This is a genomic window from Streptomyces sp. SID14436 (genome assembly GCF_010548465.1).
GTDB lineage: Bacteria > Actinomycetota > Actinomycetes > Streptomycetales > Streptomycetaceae > Streptomyces.
Window position 1 is genome coordinate 1 of the sequence record NZ_JAAGMD010000236.1, and the last position, 6,398, is coordinate 6,398.

4 protein-coding genes are annotated in these 6,398 nt (G+C 74.0%); all 4 read left to right on the top strand.

All coding sequences use genetic code 11. From position 1 onward, the window contains the following. Positions 1-108: 108 nt before the first annotated feature. The gene (locus tag G3I53_RS08760; RefSeq protein ID WP_164332930.1) at positions 109-969 is read left to right on the top strand and encodes an RNA methyltransferase; all 861 of its coding nucleotides are present in this window, start codon (positions 109-111) and stop codon (positions 967-969) included. A 54-nt stretch (positions 970-1,023) separates the two neighbouring features. Then, positions 1,024-2,190, top strand: a complete 1,167-nt coding sequence (locus tag G3I53_RS08765; protein WP_164332931.1) for an ATP-binding protein — start codon at positions 1,024-1,026, stop codon at positions 2,188-2,190. A 178-nt stretch (positions 2,191-2,368) separates the two neighbouring features. After that, complete coding sequence (gene pheS, locus G3I53_RS08770) at positions 2,369-3,490, top strand: phenylalanine--tRNA ligase subunit alpha (RefSeq protein ID WP_164332932.1); 1,122 nt, start codon at positions 2,369-2,371, stop codon at positions 3,488-3,490. Next, entirely contained in the window at positions 3,490-6,003 is a 2,514-nt protein-coding gene (pheT, locus tag G3I53_RS08775) for a phenylalanine--tRNA ligase subunit beta (protein WP_164438198.1), read from the top strand. Before pheS ends, pheT begins: the two co-directional genes overlap by 1 nt. The last annotated feature ends 395 nt before the right edge of the window (positions 6,004-6,398 follow it).

A 6,398-nucleotide genomic window follows, 5' to 3' on the forward strand; every position in this document is an offset into this window, starting at 1 on the left:
CCCCCGCCCCGCCCCCGACCGGACGGCGGCCCCGGCGCCCCGCGCCGCGCGCCCGCGCGAGCGTCCCCGACGCCGTGCGTCCGGGACTCCACGAAGGTGACGAACAAGATGCCCCCCGTCGGCCCCGAGCTGATCTCCCCCCGTTCCACCCGGGTGCTGGCCGCCCGGCGGCTGGCCAAACGGAACTTCCGGGGCAAGGAGCGGCTGTTCCTCGCCGAGGGACCCCAGGCCGTACGGGAGGCCGCCGCGCACCGGGCCGACGGCACCGCCACCCTCGTCGAACTCTTCACCACCGCCGAGGCCGCCGACCGCTACGCCGACATCGTCGGCGCCGCCCGGGAGGCCGGCGCCCGCGTCCACCTCGCCGCCGAGCAGGTCGTCGCCGACATCTCCACCACCGTCACCCCGCAGGGACTGGTCGGCGTCTGCCGGTTCCTCGACACCCCGTTCGAGGAGATCCTCGCCGCGCGGCCCCGGCTCGTCGCCGTCCTCGCCCACGTCCGCGATCCCGGCAACGCCGGCACCGTGCTGCGCAGCGCCGACGCCGCCGGAGCCGAGGCCGTCGTGCTGACCGACGCCTCCGTCGACCTGTACAACCCCAAGGCCGTCCGCGCCTCCGTCGGCTCGCTGTTCCACCTGCCCGTCGCCGTCGGCGTGCCCGTCGAGGAGGCCGTCGACGGACTGCGCGCCGCCGGCATCCGGGTGCTCGCCGCCGACGGCGCCGGGGACCGCGACATCGACGACGAGCTCGACCGCGGCACCATGGGCGGCCCGACCGCCTGGGTCTTCGGCAACGAGGCGTGGGGGCTGCCCGAGGAGACCCGGGTGCTCGCCGACGCCGTCGTCCGCGTCCCGATCCACGGGAAGGCCGAGAGTCTGAACCTCGCCACCGCCGCCGCCGTATGTCTCTACGCGTCGGCGCGTGCACAGCGCGCCGCCGGAGGGTGCCGCTCCGTCACCGGGAACTAGTAGGGTGACCAGCTCGGAGAGCCCCCAAGGCAAGTCGAGAGGCGGGGTACGGGGATGAGCGTCGGCACGGGCAGCGCACCGGGAGCACGTCGGGTGGCGCGACCGCCCGCCCCCCGGCCCGGTGATCTCGGCGACCTCGGCATCGACCCCGACCAGCTGCCCGACGGACTCGTCGTCGCCGACGAGCAGGGGAGGGTCATCTGCTTCAACCGCGCGGCCGTCCGCATCGCCGCCCTCCCCGCCGAACAGGCCCTCGGCCGGCGCATCGAGAGCGCGCTGCCCTTACAGGACCTCGAAGGCCGGCACTGGTGGCAGCTCACCGACCCCTACGGCGGCCTCGCCATCCGCAACGGCCAGCCCGAACGCAACCTGCTGCTGCCCGGCGGCCGGGAGGTCCTCGTCGCGGCCCGCTACGTCCGCACCCGGCCCACCGGCCCGCTGCGCCGCCTCGTCGTCACCCTGCGCGACACCGAGGCCCGCCGCCGCACCGAACGCAGCCACGCCGAGCTGATCGCCACCGTCGCCCACGAGCTGCGCTCCCCGCTCACCTCCGTCAAGGGCTTCACCGCCACCCTGCTCAGGAAGTGGGAACGCTTCACCGACGACCAGAAGCGGCTCATGCTGGAGACCGTCGACGCCGACGCCGACCGCGTCACCCGGCTCATCGCCGAACTGCTCGACATATCGCGCATCGACTCCGGCCGCCTGGAGGTGCGCCGCCAGCCCGTCGACATCGGCGCCGCCGTCGGCCGGCACATCCAGGCGTACGTGGCCGCCGGGCAGCCCGCCGACCGGTTCCTGCTGCGCGTCCAGCACCCGCTGCCCGACCTGTGGGCGGACCCGGACAAGATCGACCAGGTGCTGAGCAACCTGCTGGAAAATGCCGTGCGCCACGGCGAGGGAACCGTCACCATCGACCTCACGCCCGCGCCGTCCCCGCGAGAACCGGAGCACGGCGAGCACGCGGCCACGTCGGTCACGGTGAGCGACGAGGGCCCCGGCATCCCGGAGGACTCCATGAACCGCGTCTTCACCCGCTTCTGGCGGGGCAGCAAGCGCGGCGGCACCGGACTCGGGCTGTACATCGTCAAGGGCATCGTCGAGGCCCACGGCGGCACCATCACGGTCGGGCGGGCCCGCGCCGGCGGTGCCCGGTTCCGATTTACGTTGCCCGTGGGGGCCCCGGCCTTCGCCCGCGACCTGCCGCGCAGCGCGCGCTAGGACGCCGGCGGGCCCGGGGGGCCCACGGGCGCATTCGCCCATCCCTGCCCCGTTAGACTCGACCCTTGGCACCTTTGTGTCCCCGCGCCAGGTCGTGCACGAGCCGGTGGCGGGGACCATCAGCCCCGGGGGCACCCCCCAGTGGCAACTGGGGGACAAATCGGAAGCACGGGAAGAGATGTCGGCACCCAATAAGTCGTACGACCCTGTCGAGGTCGAGGCGTTGAAACCGGAAGAGATCGAGCGCATGCGGGACGAGGCGCTCGCCGCCTTCGCCGCCGCGGACTCCCTGGACGCGCTCCACGAGGCCAAGGTCGCCCACACCGGCCCCGCCTCCCCGCTGGCCCTCGCCAACCGCGAGATCGGCGCCCTGCCCCCGCACGCCAAGGCCGAGGCCGGCAAGCGGGTGGGCCAGGCGCGCGGTGCCGTGAACAAGGGCCTCGCCGCCCGCCAGGCCGAGCTGGAGGCGGAGCGGGACGCCCGCGTCCTGGTCGAGGAGTCCGTGGACGTCACGCTGCCCTACGACCGGACGGCCCCGGGTGCCCGGCACCCGCTGACCACCCTGTCGGAGCGCATCGAGGACATCTTCGTGGCCATGGGCTACGAGGTGGCCGAGGGCCCGCAGGTCGAGGCCGAGTGGTTCAACTTCGACGCCCTCAACATCGGCCCGGACCACCCCGCCCGCGGCGAGCACGACACCTTCTTCGTGCAGGGCCCCGAGGGCGGCACGGAGTCCGGCGTCGTCCTGCGCACCCACACCTCCCCGGTGCAGATCCGCTCCCTGCTCGACCGCGAGCTGCCGGTGTACGTGATCTGCCCCGGCCGCGTCTACCGCACCGACGAGCTGGACGCGACCCACACCCCCGTCTTCCACCAGGTGGAGCTGCTCGCCGTCGACGAGGGCCTCACCATGGCGGACCTGCGGGGCACGCTGGACCACATGGTGCAGTCCCTGTTCGGGGAGGGCATGAAGACCCGGCTGCGGCCGAACTTCTTCCCCTTCACCGAGCCGAGCGCCGAGATGGACATGCTCTGCTACGTCTGCAAGGGCGAGTCCGTCGGCAACCCCGACCGGCCCTGCCGCACCTGCTCCAGCGAGGGCTGGATCGAGCTGGGCGGCTGCGGCATGGTCAACCCGCGGGTGCTCACCGCCTGCGGCGTCGACCCCGAGAAGTACAGCGGCTTCGCCTTCGGGTTCGGCATCGAGCGGATGCTGATGTTCCGCCACAACGTCGAGGACATGCGAGACATGGTCGAGGGTGACGTCCGGTTCACCCGGCCGTTCGGGATGGAGATCTGATGCGGGTCCCGCTTTCCTGGCTGCGGGAGTACGTCGACCTGCCGGCCACCGAGACCGGCCGCGACGTACAGGCCAAGCTGATCGCCGCGGGCCTCGAGGTCGAGACCGTCGAGCACCTCGGCGCCGACCTCAAGGGCCCCCTCGTCGTCGGTCAGGTGCTGACCATCGAGGAGCTGGAGGGCTTCAAGAAGCCGATCCGCTTCTGCACCGTCGACGTCGGGACGGCCAACGGCACCGGTGAGCCGCAGGAGATCGTCTGCGGCGCCCGCAACTTCGCCGTCGGCGACAAGGTCGTCGTGGTCCTCCCGGGCGCCGTGCTGCCCGGCGGCTTCGCGATCTCCGCCCGCAAGACCTACGGCAAGGTCTCGCAGGGCATGATCTGCTCCAGCGACGAGCTGGGCATGGGCGACGACGGCAGCAAGGGCATCATCGTGCTGCCGCCGGAGACCGAGGTCGGCAAGGACGCCATCGAGCTGCTCGAACTGGTCGACGAGGTCCTCGACATCGCCGTCACCCCCGACCGCGGCTACTGCCTGTCGCTGCGCGGCGTGGCCCGTGAGACCGCCACCGCCTACGGTCTGCCGCTGCGCGACCCGGCGCTGCTCGACGTGCCCGGCCCGAACGCCTTCGGCTACCCGGTCAAGGTCTCCGACCCGGCCGGCTGCGACCGCTTCACGGCCCGCACGGTGACCGGCCTCAGCCCCGAGGCGCGCTCCCCGATCTGGCTCCAGCGCCGCCTGCAGAAGGTCGGCATGCGCCCGATCTCGCTGGCCGTCGACATCACCAACTACGTGATGATGGAGCTCGGCCAGCCGCTGCACGCCTACGACCGCGCCCAGGTCCAGGGCACCATCGGGGTGCGCCGCGCCGAGCCGGGCGAGAAGCTCACCACCCTCGACGGCGTCGAGCGCACCCTGGACGCCGAGGACCTGGTGATCACCGACGACCGCGGCCCGATCGGCCTCGCCGGTGTCATGGGCGGCGCCGACACGGAGATCGCCGACGGCAACGGAGGCGGCGGCGCGTCGACCGACGTGGTCATCGAGGCCGCGCACTTCGACGCGGTGTCCGTCGCGCGCACCGCCCGGCGCCACCGGCTGTCCTCCGAGGCGTCCCGGCGCTTCGAGCGGGGCGTCGACCCGCAGGCCGCCGCCGCTGCCGCGCAGCGCACCGTCGACCTGCTCGTGCTGCTGGCCGGCGGCACCGCCGAGGCCGGGGTCACCGAGGTCGTCGCGCCCAGCGCGCCGCGCACCATCACCCTCCCGGCGAACCACCCGGACAAGGTGGCGGGCGTCGCCTACGGGCGGGAGACGGTCGTCCGGCGGCTGCAGCAGGTGGGCTGCGACGTCTACGGCCAAGACGAGCTGATCGTCACGGTGCCGTCCTGGCGGCCCGACCTCACCGACCCCAACGACCTGGCCGAAGAGGTCATCCGGCTGGAGGGCTACGAGAACCTGCCCGCCACCCTGCCCCGGCCGCCCGCCGGGCGCGGTCTGAGCGGCCGGCAGCGGCTGCACCGCCGCATCGGCCGGGCCCTGGCCGGCGCCGGATACGTCGAGGCGCCGAACTACCCGTTCGTCAGCGAGCAGGTCTTCGACCAGCTCGGCCTGGCCGCCGACGATCCCGCCCGCCGCGTGGTGCGGCTGACCAACCCGCTCAGCGACGAGGAGCCCGCCCTGCGGACCTCGCTGCTGCCGGGTCTGCTCGGCGCGCTGCGGCGCAACGACGGCCGCGGCTCGCACGACCTGGCCCTCTTCGAGACCGGGCTGGTCTTCCACCCCCGCGCCGAGCAGCGGAAGGCTGTCCGGCTGCCCGTGGACCGGCGGCCCACCGACGAGGAGCTCGCCGGACTGGACGCCGCCCTGCCGGAGCAGCCGCGGCACGTCGCGGTGGTGCTCGCCGGTGCCCGTGAGCGGGACGGCTGGTGGGGCAAGGGCCGCCCGGCCGACTGGGCGGACGCGGTCGAGGCCGCCCGGACCGTCGCCCGCGAGGCCGGCGCCGAGCTGATCGTCCGCAAGGGCCAGTACGGGCCCTGGCACCCGGGCCGCTGCGCGGAGCTCGCCGTCGTCGTCGACGGCGCCGAGCGGGTCGTGGGCCACGCCGGTGAGCTGCACCCGGGCGTCCTGAAGACGCTGGGGCTGCCCGAGCGCACCTGCGCGGCGGAACTGGACCTGGACGCGGTGGCGGGTGCCGGCCAGGACACCCCGCAGGCTCCGGCCATCTCCACGTTCCCGGTCGCCACACAGGACGTCGCGCTCGTCGTGGACGCGTTCGTGCCGTCGGCCGACGTGGAGGCCGCGCTGCGCGAGGGCGCCGGTGAACTGCTGGAGTCCATCCGCCTGTTCGACGTCTACGAGAACGCCGAGCAGCTGGGCGAGGGCCGCAAGTCCCTGGCGTACGCGTTGCGGTTCCGCGCGGCGGACCGGACGCTGACCGTCGACGAGGCGTCGGCGGCACGGGAGTCGGCGGTCGCCCTGGCGGGCGAGCGCACCGGAGCGGTCCTGCGCGCCTGAGCGCACAAGGGGGCGCGCGTGCACCCGGGGCTTGCCTCGGAAGCATGTGCGCCCCCGCTGCTTCCTCCTCCCGGGTCACCTCACTCATTCGGGTGACAATTCCGGGTGATACGTCCGGATGCGGTGCAGCGGTCGACAGAATCGGACCGGCCTCACGGGGCCGGTCCGCGCGCTGTCAGGGGCCTATCTGGGGGGCCGGCTGCATGATCCGCTTCAAGGCTGGGGTACCCCGCAAGGGACGGACCCCGACCGCCTCATGGGTGCCCGCCCGCACGCCCCGTCGCCGCCCCGGCCGGTTCCCGGCCGCCCGTTCGCGGGAGACGCCCCGGGGCAGCCGGCTGCTCGCGGTCGGCGTCCCCACGGCCTGGGCCGCCGCCGCGGTCGCCTACCGGCTC